The organism is Rahnella inusitata (assembly GCF_003263515.1).
Taxonomy (GTDB): domain Bacteria; phylum Pseudomonadota; class Gammaproteobacteria; order Enterobacterales; family Enterobacteriaceae; genus Rahnella; species Rahnella inusitata.
The window spans coordinates 24,883-42,064 of sequence record NZ_JYDE01000019.1 but is presented as its reverse complement, the minus strand read 5'-3'; the positions used below and the strand labels follow the sequence as shown (position 1 = coordinate 42,064).

General features: G+C 54.2%; 15 protein-coding genes. 7 read left to right on the top strand and 8 right to left on the bottom strand.

Annotated elements, in window-relative coordinates; translation table 11 throughout:
- Positions 1-24: 24 nt before the first annotated feature.
- From mqo (TU92_RS12045) to TU92_RS12025, 5 genes are all read right to left on the bottom strand, one after another.
- Positions 25-1,677 (bottom strand): malate dehydrogenase (quinone), encoded by a 1,653-nt coding sequence (gene mqo, locus TU92_RS12045; protein WP_112167463.1) that lies wholly within the window; start codon positions 1,675-1,677, stop codon positions 25-27.
- A gap of 397 nt (positions 1,678-2,074) precedes the next feature.
- The gene (gene mqo / locus TU92_RS12040; RefSeq protein ID WP_112167462.1) at positions 2,075-3,724 is read right to left on the bottom strand and encodes a malate dehydrogenase (quinone); all 1,650 of its coding nucleotides are present in this window, start codon (positions 3,722-3,724) and stop codon (positions 2,075-2,077) included.
- A gap of 313 nt (positions 3,725-4,037) precedes the next feature.
- Complete coding sequence (locus TU92_RS12035; protein WP_112167461.1) at positions 4,038-4,814, bottom strand: anti-sigma factor family protein; 777 nt, start codon at positions 4,812-4,814, stop codon at positions 4,038-4,040.
- Positions 4,811-5,296, bottom strand: a complete 486-nt coding sequence (locus tag TU92_RS12030) for a sigma-70 family RNA polymerase sigma factor (RefSeq protein ID WP_338053241.1) — start codon at positions 5,294-5,296, stop codon at positions 4,811-4,813. The genes TU92_RS12035 and TU92_RS12030 overlap by 4 nt, the downstream gene beginning before the upstream one ends.
- A gap of 43 nt (positions 5,297-5,339) precedes the next feature.
- Positions 5,340-5,882, bottom strand: coding sequence for a tetratricopeptide repeat protein (locus tag TU92_RS12025; protein WP_112167459.1), 543 nt, complete (start codon positions 5,880-5,882; stop codon positions 5,340-5,342).
- 368 nt (positions 5,883-6,250) lie between these two features.
- On the opposite strand from TU92_RS12025, the gene TU92_RS12020 reads away from it, so the two are divergent.
- Positions 6,251-6,997, top strand: a complete 747-nt coding sequence (locus tag TU92_RS12020; protein ID WP_112167615.1) for a flagellar brake protein — start codon at positions 6,251-6,253, stop codon at positions 6,995-6,997.
- Positions 6,998-7,005: 8 nt separating this feature from the next.
- On the opposite strand, the gene TU92_RS12015 is transcribed toward TU92_RS12020, so the two are convergent.
- Positions 7,006-7,764, bottom strand: coding sequence for an SDR family NAD(P)-dependent oxidoreductase (locus TU92_RS12015; protein WP_112167458.1), 759 nt, complete (start codon positions 7,762-7,764; stop codon positions 7,006-7,008).
- 126 nt (positions 7,765-7,890) lie between these two features.
- Between TU92_RS12015 and TU92_RS12010 the strand changes: the two genes are divergently transcribed.
- The 4 genes from TU92_RS12010 to TU92_RS11995 all read left to right on the top strand — a co-directional run bounded on the left by TU92_RS12010 (position 7,891) and on the right by TU92_RS11995 (position 12,445).
- The gene (locus TU92_RS12010) at positions 7,891-8,790 is read left to right on the top strand and encodes a LysR family transcriptional regulator (protein ID WP_167457489.1); all 900 of its coding nucleotides are present in this window, start codon (positions 7,891-7,893) and stop codon (positions 8,788-8,790) included.
- 84 nt (positions 8,791-8,874) lie between these two features.
- Positions 8,875-10,011, top strand: coding sequence for an inner membrane protein YhjD (gene yhjD / locus TU92_RS12005; protein WP_112167456.1), 1,137 nt, complete (start codon positions 8,875-8,877; stop codon positions 10,009-10,011).
- A gap of 287 nt (positions 10,012-10,298) precedes the next feature.
- Positions 10,299-11,621, top strand: a complete 1,323-nt coding sequence (locus TU92_RS12000) for an MFS transporter (RefSeq protein WP_112167455.1) — start codon at positions 10,299-10,301, stop codon at positions 11,619-11,621.
- A 59-nt stretch (positions 11,622-11,680) separates the two neighbouring features.
- Positions 11,681-12,445, top strand: a complete 765-nt coding sequence (locus TU92_RS11995) for a CDP-diacylglycerol diphosphatase (protein ID WP_112167454.1) — start codon at positions 11,681-11,683, stop codon at positions 12,443-12,445.
- Positions 12,446-12,485: 40 nt separating this feature from the next.
- Here the strand turns inward: TU92_RS11995 and TU92_RS11990 are convergent, their stop codons facing one another.
- On the bottom strand, positions 12,486-14,540 hold the full coding sequence (locus tag TU92_RS11990) for an AsmA family protein (protein ID WP_112167453.1): 2,055 nt from the start codon (positions 14,538-14,540) through the stop codon (positions 12,486-12,488).
- 212 nt (positions 14,541-14,752) lie between these two features.
- Positions 14,753-15,529 carry a cyclic-guanylate-specific phosphodiesterase gene (pdeH, locus tag TU92_RS11985; protein ID WP_112167452.1) on the bottom strand — a complete coding sequence of 259 codons (777 nt, stop codon included), beginning with the start codon at positions 15,527-15,529 and terminating at the stop codon, positions 14,753-14,755.
- 284 nt (positions 15,530-15,813) lie between these two features.
- Between pdeH and TU92_RS11980 the strand changes: the two genes are divergently transcribed.
- The gene (locus tag TU92_RS11980; RefSeq protein WP_112167451.1) at positions 15,814-16,017 is read left to right on the top strand and encodes a 2-hydroxymuconate tautomerase family protein; all 204 of its coding nucleotides are present in this window, start codon (positions 15,814-15,816) and stop codon (positions 16,015-16,017) included.
- A 203-nt stretch (positions 16,018-16,220) separates the two neighbouring features.
- On the top strand, positions 16,221-17,159 hold the full coding sequence (gene kdgK / locus TU92_RS11975; RefSeq protein WP_112167450.1) for a 2-dehydro-3-deoxygluconokinase: 939 nt from the start codon (positions 16,221-16,223) through the stop codon (positions 17,157-17,159).
- The last annotated feature ends 23 nt before the right edge of the window (positions 17,160-17,182 follow it).

Here is a 17,182-nt window from a genome sequence, read left to right as displayed (position 1 = left end):
TTTTTTTGTTTTTCGGTTAAGGAATTACAGCGCGATATCCGCTGGCAGATTGGTTTCTTCCTGCGCCTGTGCATCGAGCGGACGCAGCTGAACCACCTCGGCGACCGGCGTCGTCTTCATGGAAGGCGTCTCGAGTTGCAGAATACGGCTGGTTTCCAGCAGCTCTTTCTCGGTTGCTTCCACATTGCCGTTCAGTTTTGTGCCATACGACGGGATGATCTCCCGGAATTTGGCCTGCCATTGCGGGCTGGCGGCTTTCTCTTTAAACACGGTTTCCAGCAGCTTCATCATGATTGGCGCAGCAGTGGACGCGCCCGGAGAGGCGCCCAGCAAGGCGGCGATGCTGCCATCTTTCGCACTGACCACTTCAGTGCCCAGACGCAATACGCCACCGTGTTTGCCATCTTTTTTGATGACCTGCACGCGCTGCCCCGCCACCCAGCGTTTCCAGTCTTTTTGCTCGGCCTGCGGGAAGAATTCCTTCAGCGCTGCATGACGGTCGTTATCACTGAGCATCACCTGCCCGACCAGATATTTCACCAGGTCGAAGTTACCCATGCCGACGTGCGTCATTGGCAGTAAGTTCGAGCTGTTGACGCTCCCGAACAGATCCCACAGGGAACCGTTTTTGAGGAATTTGCTGGAGAAGGTCGCGAACGGCCCGAACAGCAGAACCTGTTTACCGTCGATGATACGGGTGTCGAGATGCGGAACGGACATCGGCGGGGCGCCCACGGCGGCCTTGCCGTACACCTTCGCCAGATGACGTCTCACCACGTCCTGATTCTCAGTCACCAGGAATTCACCGCCGACCGGGAAACCGCCGTAGTCACGCGCTTCCGGAATACCGGATTTTTGTAACAGGGTCAGCGACGCACCACCGGCACCGATGAACACAAATTTCGCGTTCACGACGTGATGTTTGTGACTGTGTTTGAGATCGGTGATGGTCACGCGCCAGCTTCTGTCCGGATTGCGCTGGATGTCGCGCACTTCCTGGCCATTCGCCAGCGTGAAATTGGATTTTTTCTGCAGGGCTTCCACCAGCTGACGCGTTACTTCGCCGAAGTTCACGTCGGTGCCTGCCGTGGTGCGGGTTGCCGCCACTTTTTGCGCCGGATCACGGCCATCCATTACCGCCGGGATCCACTGTTTGATTTGTTCCGGATCTTCCGAATATTCCATCCCACGGAACAACGTACTTTCCTGCAGGGCAGCAAAACGTTTGCGCAGGAAATCGATATTTTCATCGCCCCAGACAAAGCTCATGTGCGGCACGCTGTTAATGAACGAGCGTGGATTATTCAGCACACCTTTTTGCACCTGATACGCCATAAACTGACGGGAAACCTGAAAGGCTTCGTTGATCGCCACGGCTTTGGTGATATCGACGGAGCCGTCCTGCATCACCGGGGTGTAGTTCATTTCTGCCAGCGCGGAATGGCCTGTCCCGGCGTTATTCCAGCCGTTCGAGCTTTCCTGCGCCACGCCGTCCATGCGTTCGATCATATGGATCGACCAGTCCGGCTCGAGTTCCTGAAGATAGGTCCCGAGCGTAGCACTCATAATTCCGCCGCCGACCAGCAATACATCAACGGATTTTTCGTCTTCTGCGGCCGCAGGCTCGCTGGCACCCAGTGAGTCACGGTTGAGAAGCATACCAAGTATCTTTCTCATGACGTCTGTTTCTCTAAATGTTCAGTTCTGTTTCGTTATGACGATTTGTTATGACTTCTGTTATCACAATCGAACAAGAAATTAGCAAAAAAACACGCGGGAACGTTACTGAATCTTCATTTTTTCAAATGATGGCAACGAATATAACATTATCACTACATAATTTAAAAAAGGATTTAACCTTTCAAAAAAAGAGGAGATGAGAACGTCTGACTTGCGCGCAGGCCGCAATCCGACAGGGTTTTCGGGGATTTATGACGATGTTTTTGACAGATTTGTGGCGTACAAAGAACGCGCAATTCGTGCTAAATCGGATTTGAGGGAGGAAGAAATTGGAGAAGATTGTTAAAAAGGCGCGGTCTCCCGCGCCTTCCTGATAACGGCTTTAAGATTCAGATTACAGAGCGACGTCAGCCACTTGTTTCTGCTCCTGGCCTTGCTTCGGTGCTGAAGAGTTATCCGCCGCCGGTGCCGGTTCGACCGGTTTTGGCTGTGGATTATCCAGCATCAGAACGCGGCTGGTGTCGCCCAGTTCTTTCTCCGTTGCGGCCACGTTGCCGTTCAGCTGCGTGCCGTAAGAAGGGATGATTTCCTTCAGTTTGGCCTGCCACTCTGGCGTCGCGACTTTGTCTTTGAACACTTTTTCCATCAGGTGCAGCATGATCGGTGCAGCGGTAGAAGCGCCCGGTGATGCGCCCAGCAGAGCGGTGATGCTGCCGTCTTTCGAGCTGACCACTTCGGTGCCCAGACGCAGCACGCCGCCTTCTTTCTCATCTTTCTTGATGATCTGCACGCGCTGACCCGCTTCCCACAGACGCCAGTCTTCTTTCTTCGCATCCGGGAAGTATTCACGCAATGCATCGAAACGGTCATCGTCGGAGAGCATGACCTGGCTGACCAGATATTTCACCAGATCGAAGTTGTCGATGCCCACGTGGGTCATCGGCATGATGTTGGAGAAATTGACGCTACCGAACAGATCCCACAGGGAACCGTTTTTCAGGAACTTGCTGGAGAAGGTCGCGAACGGCCCGAACAGCAGAACTTGTTTACCATCGAGAATACGGGTGTCGAGGTGCGGAACGGACATCGGCGGCGAGCCAACGGACGCTTTACCGTACACTTTTGCCAGATGACGTTTCACGACGTCCGGGTTCTCAGTCACCAGGAATTCACCGCCAACCGGGAAGCCGCCGTAGTTATCCGCTTCAGGAATACCGGATTTTTGCAGCAGGGTCAGGGACGCGCCGCCTGCACCGATAAACACGAATTTGGCTTTGATGACGCTTTCTTTGTCGCCGTTTTTCAAATCAGCAACCGTGACGTTCCAGGTGTTATCCGGGTTACGTTTGATTTCACGGACTTCATGGCCAAGGCTCAGGGAGAAGTTAGGTTTCTTCTGCAAAGAAGCCACCAGCTGGCGGGTTATTTCGCCGAAGTTCACGTCGGTACCGATTGGAATGCGCGTCGCGGCCACTTTCTGTTGCGGGTCACGACCTTCCATCACCAGCGGGATCCACTGTTTGATTTGCGCCGGGTCTTCAGAGTATTCCATGCCACGGAACAGCGTGCTTTGTTGCAGCGCGGCGTGACGTTTACGCAGGAAATTGATGTTGTCATCACCCCACACAAAACTCATGTGCGGCGTGCTGTTGATGAAAGAACGCGGGTTGTGCAGAACGCCGTTTTCGACCTGATATGACCAGAACTGGCGGGAGATCTGGAAGGATTCGTTGATCTCCACCGCTTTGGAAATATCGATGCTGCCATCGGGTTTTTCCGGCGTGTAGTTCATTTCTGCCAGCGCAGAGTGACCGGTACCGGCGTTGTTCCAGCCATTGGAGCTTTCCAGTGCAACACCGTCCAGACGCTCAACCATATTGATTGACCAGTCCGGTTCTAATTCCTGAAGGTACGTCCCCAGCGTCGCGCTCATAATGCCGCCGCCGATCAGTAATACATCGACGGGCTTCTCATCTTCTGCGAACGCTGACTGACTGAAGGCAACCACGTTAAGGCAGAGGATCATGGCGAATATCTTTCTCATGACGTCTGTTTCTCTGAATGTTTAGTTTTAGTTTTGCAGGTGAAAGCTATCCAAATTTCCCTGGATAAACGAAATCAACAACCCGATGCGGTGGGAAACAAGCGATTGTTTCCACAGAGTATGAAAGGACAATAATGAGGAGTAACGAAAACTGCGGTGACTAACGACAATTCAACCACACAAATGTTACCGATTACTCATATTATCGAGATTTCGTAAACATTTTAACATTGCCGTTACGTGCATTAAAAATAGTTTAATACTTTAAATAATTACATAAGTTAGTTCCGTGACGAAACTATCTGCCACACACTCAGGCTAATTTTGCCTGCAAACTGGCCGCATGTTCCGCCAGAACCGCCGCCGGACTGTGGCCTATCAGCATGAAGTTATAGCCGGACTGCCTCCAGTAAACGACGTTCATTTTCTGCCGGATTTCACTCTCCTGCGCCGTGTCGTCGCGCTCTTCGCTACGGGTAATGCACAGCGCCATCGGGCCGAAACGTGCGTCCAGATAGGTGATCTGCGCGATGTCATATTCATCGTAATGCAGCATTCGGGCATTTTTCAGCGCCGCGCCCTGCACACTCAGCGCCGCCGGTGTTAACACGATCCCCAGCGATTTCTGCACCCGCGACAGCTGGAGCTGCTGCTGTTCAGGGGAATCGTTGATGTCCGCCAGCGTCTGCGCGGTGTAAAGCGACATGTAATCAGCCACGCGATCGCGCCAGGTGATGTCGGCACGCAGCAGGGTCGAATAACGCCCGGCGAGCAGCCCGACCGCCAGAAAACTCACCGATGCGGCAAGCAGTGCGCGACGGCTGACGCCGCGCGAAGCGGCGGCAGGTACATCCGGGATCGCATCCAGCGTGGCCTGAAGCCTGCCGACTGGCGCATCCTGCAACATTGCGCCGAAAGCATCGTGGAAAGGCAGACTACTGCGCGCCATCTGCGCCAGCCGCTCAGCCAGAACATCGTCGTGCGCCAGCTGTCGTTCAAACTGCGCGCGCTGTTTTGCGCTCAGCTGATTATCGAGATATGCCACTAAGGCTTCATCGGAAAAGGGAGAAGACAGGATTTCACGGTTCATTTTTTTTCTCCCTGTCGTGATGACATTCCGGTATTTTTTGCCAGCGTCAGCCGTGCGGATGCCAGACGGCTCATGATGGTGCCAATCGGCACTGACAGCGTCATCGCCGCCTCCTGATAGGTGAAACCTTCTACATACACCAGAAAAACCGCGTTGCGCTGGGCTTCAGGCAGGCGTTTCACCCGCTGCATCACCTGCGTATGCCAGTGCCTGTCCTCAAAGGTAAACGTCTCTGCGGGTTCATCCAAATCATCCACATCCACAAATCCCTGTCCCTGGCGAACGTGCTGCGCCCTGAGTTCATTGACCCAAACGGAGTGCAGAATTGAAAAGAGCCAGCGATCGACCCCGGCGCTCTCCTTCACCTGCGCGCAGCGCTCCAGCGCCCGCACGCAGGTGGATTGCACCAGATCGTCCGCCACATCGCGCTTATGCGATAATACCATCGCGTAGCGCCACAGGCGGGCCAGACACTGGCTCAGTTCGTGACGTAATTCTGTCGGTGAAATTTATCGTTCCCCGTACTCAGGATTCCGGATGGCCGTCGATAGCTGCGCTCAGATCGCGATATTCCTCGCAGCCGGTGCCGCATAAGCCTTTGATGGTTGCCAGCTGCGCTTTGGCGAGATCGGGACGCCCTTTAATCATATAAGCTTCGCCGAGATACTCGCGCACTTTGGCGTAATTCGCATCAATGGCGATGGATTTCTGATAATAGCCGATGCCTTCGTCGGTGCGCCCGAGTTTGCGGGTCGCATAGCCGCGATAATTCCATGCCTCTTTGGTGTTCTGATCTTTTAACGTATTCAGCACCGTCAGGGCTTCCTGATATCGGCCTGTTTTTGCCAGATGGTAGGCGTACTGAGTTTTATCCTGATCCGAAATCATACTGCCTTTATCTACCATGCAACTTTTGGTTTTGCTGTCGTAGATTTGTCCTTTCGGACAATCCGGCGTTTTCTTCGCATCTGAGTCGTCGCCCATCGCGCTGGCGCCTGCACTGAACAACAAGATATTGCCCGCGAAACAAACCACTGACAGCGCCTGAATCATCGTTTTTGTCTTCATTTTGATGTCCTGTAGAGAGGGATCGTTAACTTCGGCTGATTACCAGGACGACACCGTGAAGACGGTTTGAAGAAGCGCGCCGCCCCGACAGTGTTCGTTTAAAGGTAAACACCTGAGCGCGGCTTTCTATTCGGTTTATTTGGTGGTGGGAGCAAAAAATCATACTCAGGTGGGTGAAATATCGCCTATATATAATTCAGGGCGGTTCAAAGCCGCCCACTGACCGCAGAATTTCACTTTGAGCCAGTGAAAATATCAGAGTTAACCCAATAAAGATTTGTTCTGAGTGGCCGATAACCGTAGTGGGCGCTTTATACGTCAAAGGCTGCGCCAACATTTTGTGATTACTGCATATAGAGGTGTGGCAGGTGAGCGAAGTACCCAAAGAGTCGTTTGCTAAGCGTAACACGCTGGCAATTTTGTCCGTTTTACGGGACCTTAAAAAAAATCAGACGCTGGTCATGATCACCCACACCCGTGGTCAATTTATCAGTAAAATTCTGGACGTGAACGCCGACGGCCATCAGTTCTTATTCGATCTGGGCAGTTCCGATTACGAGAATGGGCTGGCGATGGAAGCAGAATCGCTGACCTTTGTGGCGGAACCGACCGGGGCAAAAGTCGAGTTCTCGTGCAGCAAAGTCCGCCAGGTGACGTTTGACGGCCTGCCGACATTTATCTGTGATATTCCGCCAGTGCTGTATTTCATCCAACGCCGTGAGTATTTCCGCGTTAATGTGCCGTGGCTGCCGGACTACCGTTGCAGCGGCAAACTCTCCGATGCCACCGAGTTTGCTTTTCGCGTGAGAGACATTTCGCTGGGCGGTCTGGGGCTGGAAATTGAGGGCACCACGCTGCCGGAAATCACCTCTGGCGAAGTGCTGAAGGATTCCGTGATCCAGCTGGCCGAGCTCGGTACGTTTAAACTGGATTTGCAGTATATCGGCTCGATGCCGCGTAAATCGGTGAGCAATAAAGGCGAGACGGTCAGCTCCCAGCGTCTGAGCTTTAAGTTTCCACGCTTATCGCCCGCGCAGGAGCGAGACCTGCAACGGGCAATTTTCGAACTGGAAAAACAACAGCATATGAAAGCGAAACGTTTCCAGCACGATTAACGCTGCCATCAGATAAACATGCCGCCTGATGCTTCGACGCGCTGGGCGGTCATCCAGCCCGCTTCATCGCTGAGCATCAATGCCACCATATCGCCGATATCATCCGGCAATCCGACACGGCCCAGCGCGGTGTTACCCGCCACCATTTTATTCACCTGCGGATTATCGCGCACCATGCCGCCGCTGAAATCCGTCGCAATCGCGCCGGGTGCCAGCACGTTAGCGGTGATGCCGCGCTCGCCTAATTCCCGCGCCTGATAACGGGTCAGCACTTCGATTGCGCCTTTCATGATGGCGTAGGCGGATGAGCCCGGCAGCGCAAAGCGCGCCAGCCCGCTTGATACGTTGAGGATACGACCACCGTCAGCCATCATCGGCAGCAATTTTTGCGTCAGGAAGAACGGACCTTTCAGATGGATGTTCATCATCAGATCGAACTGTTCTTCGGTGGTCTCAGCGAATGCTTCGTGCAGCCCGACACCGGCATTGTTCACCAGAAAATCGAAGTTATCGCGCTGCCAGACCGCCTGCAACTGCGCTTTCACCTCTGCGACAAAGGCATCAAAGCTGCTGCTGTTGCCCGCATCGAGTTTGACAGCCACCGCCTTCCCGCCCGCCGCTTGCACCGATTTCACCACCGCCTGCGCCGCATCCTGCTGGCTGTGGTAGGTCAAAATGATATCCACGCCCTTTTTTGCCAGCTTTTCAACGGCATTCTTACCTAAACCACGGCTTGCGCCGGTCACGATAGCGATTTTACGACTCATTTCAGACCTCATTGGGGTTATGTCACTTCTGCCTCGGATGAAACCCAGCCTATTGGATTACCCGCGCGTGATAAATGGTCCATAATGAGTTTCACTGTCTCAATCCAAACAACAATCGGATAAAATGTGGATAAAATACAGTCAATGCAGGTTTTCGTGCGCGTCGCCGAGCTGAGTAATTTTACCCGCGCCGCTGAAAGTCTGGGATTACCGAAGGGCAGTGTGTCTCGTCTGGTACAGCAGCTGGAGACGCGGATGTCCGCCCGCCTGTTGCATCGTTCAACGCGTCGCGTGCAGCTGACGCAGGACGGGCAGGTGTTTTATCAGCGCTGCAAGGAGTTGCTGGCCAACATGGATGAGCTGGAGACGATGTTTCAGTCGAACCCGGCGAACGTCAGCGGGCGGCTGCGGGTGGATATGTCAGTCGGTATGGCGACGCATCTGGTGTTACCGCGTCTGGCGGAATTTCTGAACCGCTATCCAGCGCTGGAGATCGAGCTGAGCAGTACCGATCACCGGGTGGACGTAGTGCGCGAAGGATTCGACTGCGTGATCCGCTCGGGCACACTGAAAGACTCGGGGCTTATCGCCCGTCCACTTGGGCATCTGAGCGTAATCAACTGCGCCAGTCCCGGTTATCTGCAACGTTACGGCACGCCGGATCACCCCGACCAGCTGGCTCATCATGCGATGGTGCATTATGAGCAAACGCTCGGCAGCCACACGTCCACGTTCGAATACCTCGACGGCAAGCAGGTGAAAAGCATCAAAAGCGGCGGCGCGGTGACGGTCAACAGCACCGAAACCTACGTCGCGGCCTGTCTGGCCGGGCTGGGGATTATTCAGGTGCCGCTGATTGGTGCGCAGGACGCGCTGGCAAGCGGCCAGCTGGTGAGCATTTTGCCGCAATTTCGCGCGCCGCCCATGCCGGTTACGCTGGTTTATCCCCACCGTCTAAACCTGTCGCGCCGCGTGAAAGTGTTCATGGACTGGCTGACGGAAATCACCCAAACGTTCATTGCCTGACCGCTTAAGCCTGCGCGGGCTCGTCTGCGCCGCACAGGTGTCTATACTTAAGGCCGGATGCACTTTTAAGGACAACATGGATCAATGCCCCTAATTTCAAAAGAAGACCTTTCAAAACACGCGCCGGCAAAGCAGGAAGAACCGACGCCGCTGATTAACATCAAAACCGGCAATCACACGGTAGACAAAAATATCAGCAGATTTTCGCGTCTGGTTGAGCACGTCAAATCCTGGGGATGGGTCGCACATCTGCTGCGCACCACCGAACGGTTTAACGATCGTCTCGGCAGCCAGTTTGGCGCGGCAATTACCTATTTTTCGTTCCTGTCGCTGATCCCGATTTTGATGGTGTCATTCGCCGCCGTCGGTTTCGTGCTGGCCTCGAATCCGGATTTGCTGGCCGGGATTATCAATAAAATCGTCAACAGTATCAGCGATCCCAATCTGGCGGCCACGCTGAAAAGTACCGTGAATACGGCTATCGAGCAGCGTACCGCCGTAGGTTTGTCCGGGCTGCTGATTGCGCTTTATTCCGGTATCAGCTGGATGGGCAATCTGCGTGAAGCGATCCGTGCGCAGTCCCGCGATATATGGGAGCGTAACCCGCAGGATCAGGAGAAAATTTATCGCCGCTATTTTCGTGATTTTATCTCTCTGACCGGGCTGGTGCTGGCGCTGATTATCACGCTCTCACTGACCTCTATTGCCGGTTCGGCGCAGAAAACTATCGTGGATGCGCTGGGGCTGGGCGGTATTGAATGGCTGAGGCCAGTGATGACCAGCATCGCGCTGGTGATTTCGATTGCCGCCAACTACCTGTTGTTCTTGTGGATTTTCTGGATGCTGCCGCGTCACAAGCCGCGTAAAAAGGCCCTGTTCCGCGGGACGCTGCTGGCGGCAATCGGTTTTGAGGTTATCAAGTTTGTGATGACCATGACGCTGCCGCGCCTTGCGACCTCGCCTTCCGGTGCCGCTTTTGGTTCGGTGATCGGCCTGATGGCGTTCTTCTATTTCTTCGCCCGCCTGACGCTGTTTGTCGCCGCATGGATCGCCACCGCGCAGTACAAGGATGATCCGCGCATGCCAGACAGCAAAGAACGGGCAGCAAAGAAGAAAGCCGCAACGGTAAACGACAGCGAATTTACGCAAGACCATATCATCGTGCCAGATGATATTCATATCGCAGACGTTAATGCTGAAAATGAAATAAGAAGGCAGTGATTACCACTGATTTCACACCATCCTGACCCCAAAAACCAGAATAACTGACTGAGAGCTGCACTTTAATTTCGCCATTTCCCTGTCAGTTATTCTGCATTTCATCTATTCACCGAACGTATGTCTGGTGAAACAAGATGTTAATAAAACAATCGGCCAATCCCGCCTGAAATCCGCTTTCCCCTGCTTCCTGACGCGTTGAAATGCCGCCGCGCTCTGCATAAGATGACTTTTCGCTATACATTTATTTACATTAATTCCCTCTCACTCATTACAAATAAGAAACACTTATGCAAGCCACCATCACTCCTGAATTAGAAGCTGACGCGCACCTGGTGAGTCAGAACTCCCGCGGCAAAGTCATCGTGGCATCGCTGATCGGTACGGCCATCGAGTTCTTCGACTTTTACATCTACGCGACCGCCGCCGTTATTGTGTTCCCGCATATTTTCTTCCCGCAGGGCGACCCGACCGCCGCGACGCTTCAGTCGCTGGCAACCTTCGCTATTGCCTTTATCGCACGCCCGATCGGTTCTGCGTTGTTCGGCCACTTTGGCGACCGCGTCGGACGTAAAGTGACGCTGGTTGCCTCGCTGCTGACCATGGGCGTTTCCACCGTGGTCATCGGCCTGCTGCCGACTTACGCCACCATTGGCGTCTTCGCCCCGCTGCTGCTGGCACTGGCGCGTTTCGGTCAGGGTCTGGGCCTCGGCGGCGAATGGGGCGGTGCGGCATTGCTCGCGACAGAAAATGCGCCACCAAAAAAGCGCGCGTTGTACGGTTCTTTCCCGCAACTCGGCGCACCGATTGGCTTCTTCTTCGCCAACGGCATGTTCCTGCTGCTGTCGTGGCTGCTGACCGACGAACAGTTCATCGCCTGGGGCTGGCGCGTGCCGTTCCTGCTTTCCGCCGTGCTGGTACTGGTTGGCCTGTATGTGCGTGTGTCCCTGCATGAAACGCCTGTTTTCGCCAAAATCGCTAAAGCAGGCAAACAGGTAAAAGTGCCGATCGGTACCCTGTTCACTAAATACAAAAAAGCGACGCTGCTGGGCACTTTCATCATGGTGGCCACTTACACGTTGTTCTACATCATGACGGTTTATTCGCTGGGCTACGGCACGGCGGCGCAGCCTCTCGGGTTAGGCATTCCGCGTAACGAATTCCTGCTGATGCTGATGATTGGCGTGATCGGATTTGGTGTGATGGTGCCGATTGCCGGCCAGCTGGCGGACAAATTTGGCCGTCGTAAAACTATGATCTGCATTACGCTGCTGATGATTGTCTTTGCGCTTAACTTCCCGGCGATTCTGGGTTCCGGTTCTCAGGCGCTGGTGATGGTCTTCCTGCTGTGCGGATTCATGGTGATGGGCCTGACATTTGGTCCGATGGGCGCGCTGCTGCCGGAGCTGTTCCCGACGGAAGTTCGCTATACCGGCGCGTCCTTCTCCTATAATGTGTCTTCGATACTGGGTGCATCCGTTGCGCCGTACATCGCCACCTGGCTGGCAACCCATTACGGGTTGTTCTATGTGGGCGTTTATCTGGCCTTTATGGCAACGCTAACCTTGATAGCGCTGCTGCTGTCCAAAGAAACGGCCCATCAGTCACTGTAACTGACCTGGACACCGTGCCCGGTACGCGCCCGGCACGGTGCCTTCTGCGAAGGTTTCTTATGCGCTTACGACGATTGATCCTGCCTGTCCTGCTCCTGCTTATCGTGATTGCCGCCGCCCTCTGGTACTTCTGGCCTCACAGCTCTAATCCCAACGCCCTGTGGAATATCATCAGCCAAAAATGCCTGCCGAATCAGCAGAGCAACGGCAAGCCCGCGCCCTGTGCGCAGGTCGATGAACAACAGGGATTTGTGGTGCTCAAAGACATGAACGGCCCGCTGCAATATTTGCTGATGCCCACAGCGCGCATCACCGGAATGGAAAGCCCGGCGCTGCTGGAGCCGGCCACACCAAACTTCTTTAGTCAGGCGTGGGCCGCACGGCATTACATGGCGGAAAAGTACGGCAAACCGATTGATGACAGCAATGTCTCATTGGCAATCAATTCTCAGTACGGGCGTTCACAGAACCAACTGCACATTCATATTTCGTGCCTGTTGCCAGAGGTGAAAAACCGGCTTATCAAAGACGGCGCGGCGATGGGATATGACTGGCAGGAACTGCCTGACAAGCTGCTCGGCCACACCTATCTGGCACGCAAAGTCACCCCTGCTGAACTGAATCAGAGGGGCGCTTTCCGCATTCTGGCCGAAGGTGTGCCGGAGGCTGATAAAAAGATGGGACACTTCGGTATGGCGATGGTCAGCCTGCAAGGCGGCGATTTTCTGCTGCTCGCCAGCGAACGCGACCTGCTGAAACTGAACAACGCTTCAACCGAAGAAATCCAGGATCATGACTGTAAGGTGCTGAACCCACTCCCTTAATGATGAAAACTCCTCCCCTGCACAGAGGAGGAGCTGAATATTATTTCTCCTTCATCTGCTGCAATATCGGGCCGCACTGGTTTTCTGCGCTATCGCTCGGCGAGATCAGCGCGAGCAGCGCGGCGGCAGGTGCCACGACAGCGCCTAACGCGACAGCGGCGGCGCCACGGGCAATGAGCGGCCCCGGTTTGACACCGGCATCCGGATTTTTATAGGTGCCGCGCACGTACAGCGGCGAGCGCAGGGTCAGGACACGCAACCCCTTACTTTCCGGGTCGATGGTGAGATCCAGCCGCTCGGTCGCCATGTTGGTGCTGCCAGTGATAGTGATCACCGCATTCTCGGTATCGAATACGAACAGACGCGGCGTGACCAGACCGTTTTTAATATTCACATTGGCGGCAGCGCAGTTGATCGCCACTTCGTCATCGCCGAACAGCTTCCCGACCAGATAATTCCCGACGTTCAGCCCGGCCAGTTCCATCAGGCTGCGGCTGATGACGCCGTCATTTATCAGGATTTTCATGTCACCGTTGCTGCTGCCCAGCAGCGCCGCGACAGAGTTACCGGTGCCGGTCAGCGTCGCATCGCCGTTCAGATCGCCCAGACTGCGCTCCATCGACTCCATTTTCGGCAACAGCTGTTTCAGTTTTAAATGACGGGCGTGCAGATCGGCACGCGCACGCATCGGCGATTTATCCCCTTCCAGACGAATAGTCGAATTGAGGCTTCCGCCCGCGACGCCAAAACGCAGCGGATCGAGCAGGATTTCACCATTATTGAGTTTCAGATGCGTGCTCAGTTCGCTCAGCGGCAGGGATTCGCCATGCTCGATGCGTTTCGCGCTGAACTTCACGTCAGCATCCATCGCCCCCCAGCTTTTCGTGTCGAATTTTTCCACCGGCAGGACTTTGTCCGCAGGCTGACGCGTCGTCTCACCGCGTTTGGCTTTATCTTTATTGGAATCAGCACCGATAAGCGGCGCCAGATCGGCAAAGCGCAGCTGTTTAGACACCACTTCACCGGTCAGTTTTGGCCGCGGTTTGCTGGCCTGATAGGTCAGGGAGCCGTGGATGTCACTGTCGCCAATTTCCCCGTTGAAGTTCTGATAACGGTAAATTGCGCCGTTTTTATCGTGCAACGTCGCCGATAAATGGCCGTCGGTAGAATACGGCGGCGTTTGCGGTAACAGGACACCGGTCAGGCCGTACAAATCAGACAATGTCTGGCCTGAGAATTTCAGACGTAAATCCAGACCACCGAGGTTCATCGGATCCTGAAGCGTTCCGGCGACGGCCACGCGGGTATTACCCGAGCGCACGTCAGCCTGCAACGGGAACAGCGCATCGGCGTCTTTCAGCGCTAACATGCCGCCGATTTTCCCGCTGCCTGAGAGCGATTCACCCTTGTATTTGCCATCCACTTTCCAGCCAAACACGAACGGCGGCGTTTTAGTTTTCGGCGCGTCTTTCTTATCGCCCATGACTTCGGTAAACGGCAGCGGTTTGCCCAGCGGGTCAATCACTGCGCGGAAATCGGCTTTCATTTGAGCATCTTTGTAATCAATCTGTCCGCGATCAAAAACGATATCGTTAAGCGTGAACGACCAGGCTGACGGCGGCTGCGCCGGGTCTTTCTTGTCGCTGTTGGCGAGATTGAACGTCCAGTTATTTTTGCCGTTGGCTAAACGCAAGAGCGAGGCGTCAGGCTGTTTCAGCCAGATGCGCGGGATCAGCACTTCTTTGTGCAGCAGTGCGAGCGGCGCAATGCTGGCGTCGACGCGGGCAAGCTTCACCATCTGCGCGTCTTTCTCGCCGCCCTGAACGTCGGGAGGGTTACCCAGCACAATGTCTTCGGCGTGAATATGCGGCCACGGCACCCACGCGCGCCAGCCTGCCTCATCCTTCTGACGAGACCAGTCCACACCCAGATCGCCACGGATGGCGAACGTCCGGTTAAGCTCGGTGCTGACTTTTTGGTTGATAGTGGGTTTGAGGCGATTCCAGTCGAACATCGCAATGAAAATGACGATGGCGACCAGCAGAATGATAATCACGCCTGCAATCCACGAGATCACCTTACCTGTGCGCGTCATAAACGGGTTCCTTTCAGACAGTTAACGAATTCCAGAGTTTAAACATAGTTGAATTCGACATAGCTTGCCTGAAACGACACAGAGGCGACGGGATCATACGGAGGGAGGAAGTGAGTATAAATCACGTAAAATCAAGCTGATGGGAATGTATCACACCAGTGCAACTCCCCCGGCATTTTGAGACTTGCCTGAGCTAAGTTTGGTGTGATTCATTATCCTTCGAAATGTATTGGCAGGTTGTCGAGGCCGTCAAACGTCGCCGGGCGCGCCAGATAGTATCCCTGAGCGGCTAACGCGTCAGATTTGCACACCATTGCCCACTCTGCGGCGGTTTCCACGCCTTCAATAATCACGCCTTTGCTGTAGCGGTTCATGAGCGTCACCAGCGTATAAAACAGGCGCGAGCCCTCTTCGCTCTGACACAGCAGAATAAACAGGTCGCGGGCAATTTTGATGTACTCATAATGCCAGGTCGTGAAAGAAGAAAAGTTGGCGATACCCTGGCCAAAATCATCCAGCCAAAGGCGATCAGACTGTTCTATTTGCGAAAGCGGAATACTCAGCGCATTTTCGGCACTTTCGACCAGTTCAAACCGTACATATGGCATCGCGCTGATTTGTGCGCGCAGCGATGATTCGGACTGCAACATCTCCAGCACCTGACCGTCGACGTTGATCGACGCCAGCAGGCCGTTATCGATAAACAACCGCTGCCAGCGCTGCAAAAGGTCGAGCTGTTCCTGCACGATTTGCAGGCGTTTACCTACCGCTATCGCGACAAAATAATGCTCAGGCGAAATAAATTTCTGCGGTTCTCCTGGATGGAAAACGCCGGTCAGCAATTCAATGCCCAGTAATTTTCCAGTTGTACGGTAAATGGGCTGAAAACGGTACACTCTCTGACATTGACGCCAGTAAGACTGTGCTTTCACGCGCTCAAGGGCGGTAAAAGAAGGCGTAATCAGCCCTAACATCATCTTAGTTATCATATTTTTCTGCCGTCATGAATAAGAGTCAGATAATCAGGGACATGCGGCAACATGTCTTCCGTGACTACAATGTATGACGTGCCGACAAAGTAGTTCGATTTCCTGGCTTTCTTTTGTAGAGATATCTATCGGCGCAGCGCGCAGAAACTTTAATCACTCCGCATTTCCCTGCGACTTTTCCGCACAAAAAACCGTAAACCGGCGCTGGAAGTTCTTTTGTGCAGGCTCTACATTGGAAGCCCTGCAACACTCCATTAACCGCACGTTCCGATTCGGAGAGAAAAATGCCTTACGTCAATATCAAAATCACCCGCGATGGCGCGACTGCCGAACAGAAGAAAGCGCTGATCGCAGGCGTGACCCAATTACTGGTCGATACACTGGGCAAAAATCCAGCGACCACCACGGTAATCATCGATGAAATCGACACGGATAACTGGGGGCTGGGCGGGCGTCCGGTGACGGAACTGCGTAAAGAAAGCAAATAACGCGCTTTTCTATATGTCTGATGTGGAAGCCGCGCGGCTTCCACTTTCACCTCACTTGCACGCTTTTTTCGATCTTCCTCGTAAAAAATAAAACCTCGTTTTAATTTTATTGACTGACCGCATTCTTATGCAGAGACTAGAGCGCAATAATGACGGACTTTTCTTCTCTTTCGTTTTAATGCTTCAGACATAGGCCAGGTACAATGACTCGCAAAAACATTGCCGTTATCGGCGAATGCATGATCGAATTGTCACAAAAAGGCGACGCTTTAAACCGGGGTTTTGGTGGCGATACGCTGAACACGTCAGTTTATATTGCCCGTCAGGTGTCGCCCGACGCGCTGAACGTGCATTACGTCACCGCCCTCGGCACCGACAGTTTCAGCAATGAAATGGTGCAGGCGTGGCAGAAGGAAGGGGTTAAGACCGATCTGACCCAGCGTCTGGATAACAAGCTCCCTGGCCTGTACGTGATTGAAACGGATGAGACTGGCGAGCGCACTTTTTACTACTGGCGCAATGACGCCGCCGCGCGTTACTGGCTGGACAGCCCGCACTCTGAAGAAATCTGTCAGAAGCTGGCGCAATTCGATTATCTGTACCTGAGCGGCATCAGTCTGGCTATTCTGAACGACGAAAGCCGCGACCGCCTGATGAGCCTGCTGAAAGCCTGCCGTTCACGCGGTGGCAAAGTGATTTTCGATAATAACTATCGTCCACGTCTGTGGGCCAGCAAAGAGCAGACGCAATCGGCCTACAACGCCATGCTTTCCTGTACCGATATCGCCTTCCTGACGCTCGACGACGAAGACATGCTGTGGGGCCAGAAGCCCTACGAGGAAGTGATTGCCCGCACGCACGCGCTTGGCGTGAGTGAAGTAGTAGTGAAGCGAGGCGCTGACAGCTGCATCGTCTCCAGCGCCGAGGGCGAGCTGCATGATGTGCCTGCGGTGAAACTGCCGAAAGAGAAAGTCGTCGATACCACCGCTGCCGGAGATTCTTTCAGCGCGGGATATCTCGCGGTGAGGCTCACAGGCGGAAGCGCGGTGGAAGCGGCCATGCGTGGACATGAAACAGCGAGCACGGTGATCCAGCATCGCGGGGCGATCATCCCGGTGGAGTTTATGCCGAAGCGGGCATAAGGCGACACGGAGCAGGGCGCAGG

What these genes read in the sequence shown, in the direction of transcription:
- TU92_RS11990 (WP_112167453.1), bottom strand. Translation starts at nt 14,540, where the DNA reads ATGACGCGCACAGGTAAGGTGATCTCGTGGATTGCAGGCGTGATTATC.
- kdgK (WP_112167450.1), top strand. Translation starts at nt 16,221, where the DNA reads ATGACTCGCAAAAACATTGCCGTTATCGGCGAATGCATGATCGAATTG.
- TU92_RS11980 (WP_112167451.1), top strand. Translation starts at nt 15,814, where the DNA reads ATGCCTTACGTCAATATCAAAATCACCCGCGATGGCGCGACTGCCGAA.
- mqo (WP_112167462.1), bottom strand. Translation starts at nt 3,724, where the DNA reads ATGAGAAAGATATTCGCCATGATCCTCTGCCTTAACGTGGTTGCCTTC.
- mqo (WP_112167463.1), bottom strand. Translation starts at nt 1,677, where the DNA reads ATGAGAAAGATACTTGGTATGCTTCTCAACCGTGACTCACTGGGTGCC.
- pdeH (WP_112167452.1), bottom strand. Translation starts at nt 15,529, where the DNA reads ATGATAACTAAGATGATGTTAGGGCTGATTACGCCTTCTTTTACCGCC.
- yhjD (WP_112167456.1), top strand. Translation starts at nt 8,875, where the DNA reads ATGCCCCTAATTTCAAAAGAAGACCTTTCAAAACACGCGCCGGCAAAG.
- TU92_RS11995 (WP_112167454.1), top strand. Translation starts at nt 11,681, where the DNA reads ATGCGCTTACGACGATTGATCCTGCCTGTCCTGCTCCTGCTTATCGTG.
- TU92_RS12000 (WP_112167455.1), top strand. Translation starts at nt 10,299, where the DNA reads ATGCAAGCCACCATCACTCCTGAATTAGAAGCTGACGCGCACCTGGTG.
- TU92_RS12025 (WP_112167459.1), bottom strand. Translation starts at nt 5,882, where the DNA reads ATGAAGACAAAAACGATGATTCAGGCGCTGTCAGTGGTTTGTTTCGCG.
- TU92_RS12035 (WP_112167461.1), bottom strand. Translation starts at nt 4,814, where the DNA reads ATGAACCGTGAAATCCTGTCTTCTCCCTTTTCCGATGAAGCCTTAGTG.
- TU92_RS12015 (WP_112167458.1), bottom strand. Translation starts at nt 7,764, where the DNA reads ATGAGTCGTAAAATCGCTATCGTGACCGGCGCAAGCCGTGGTTTAGGT.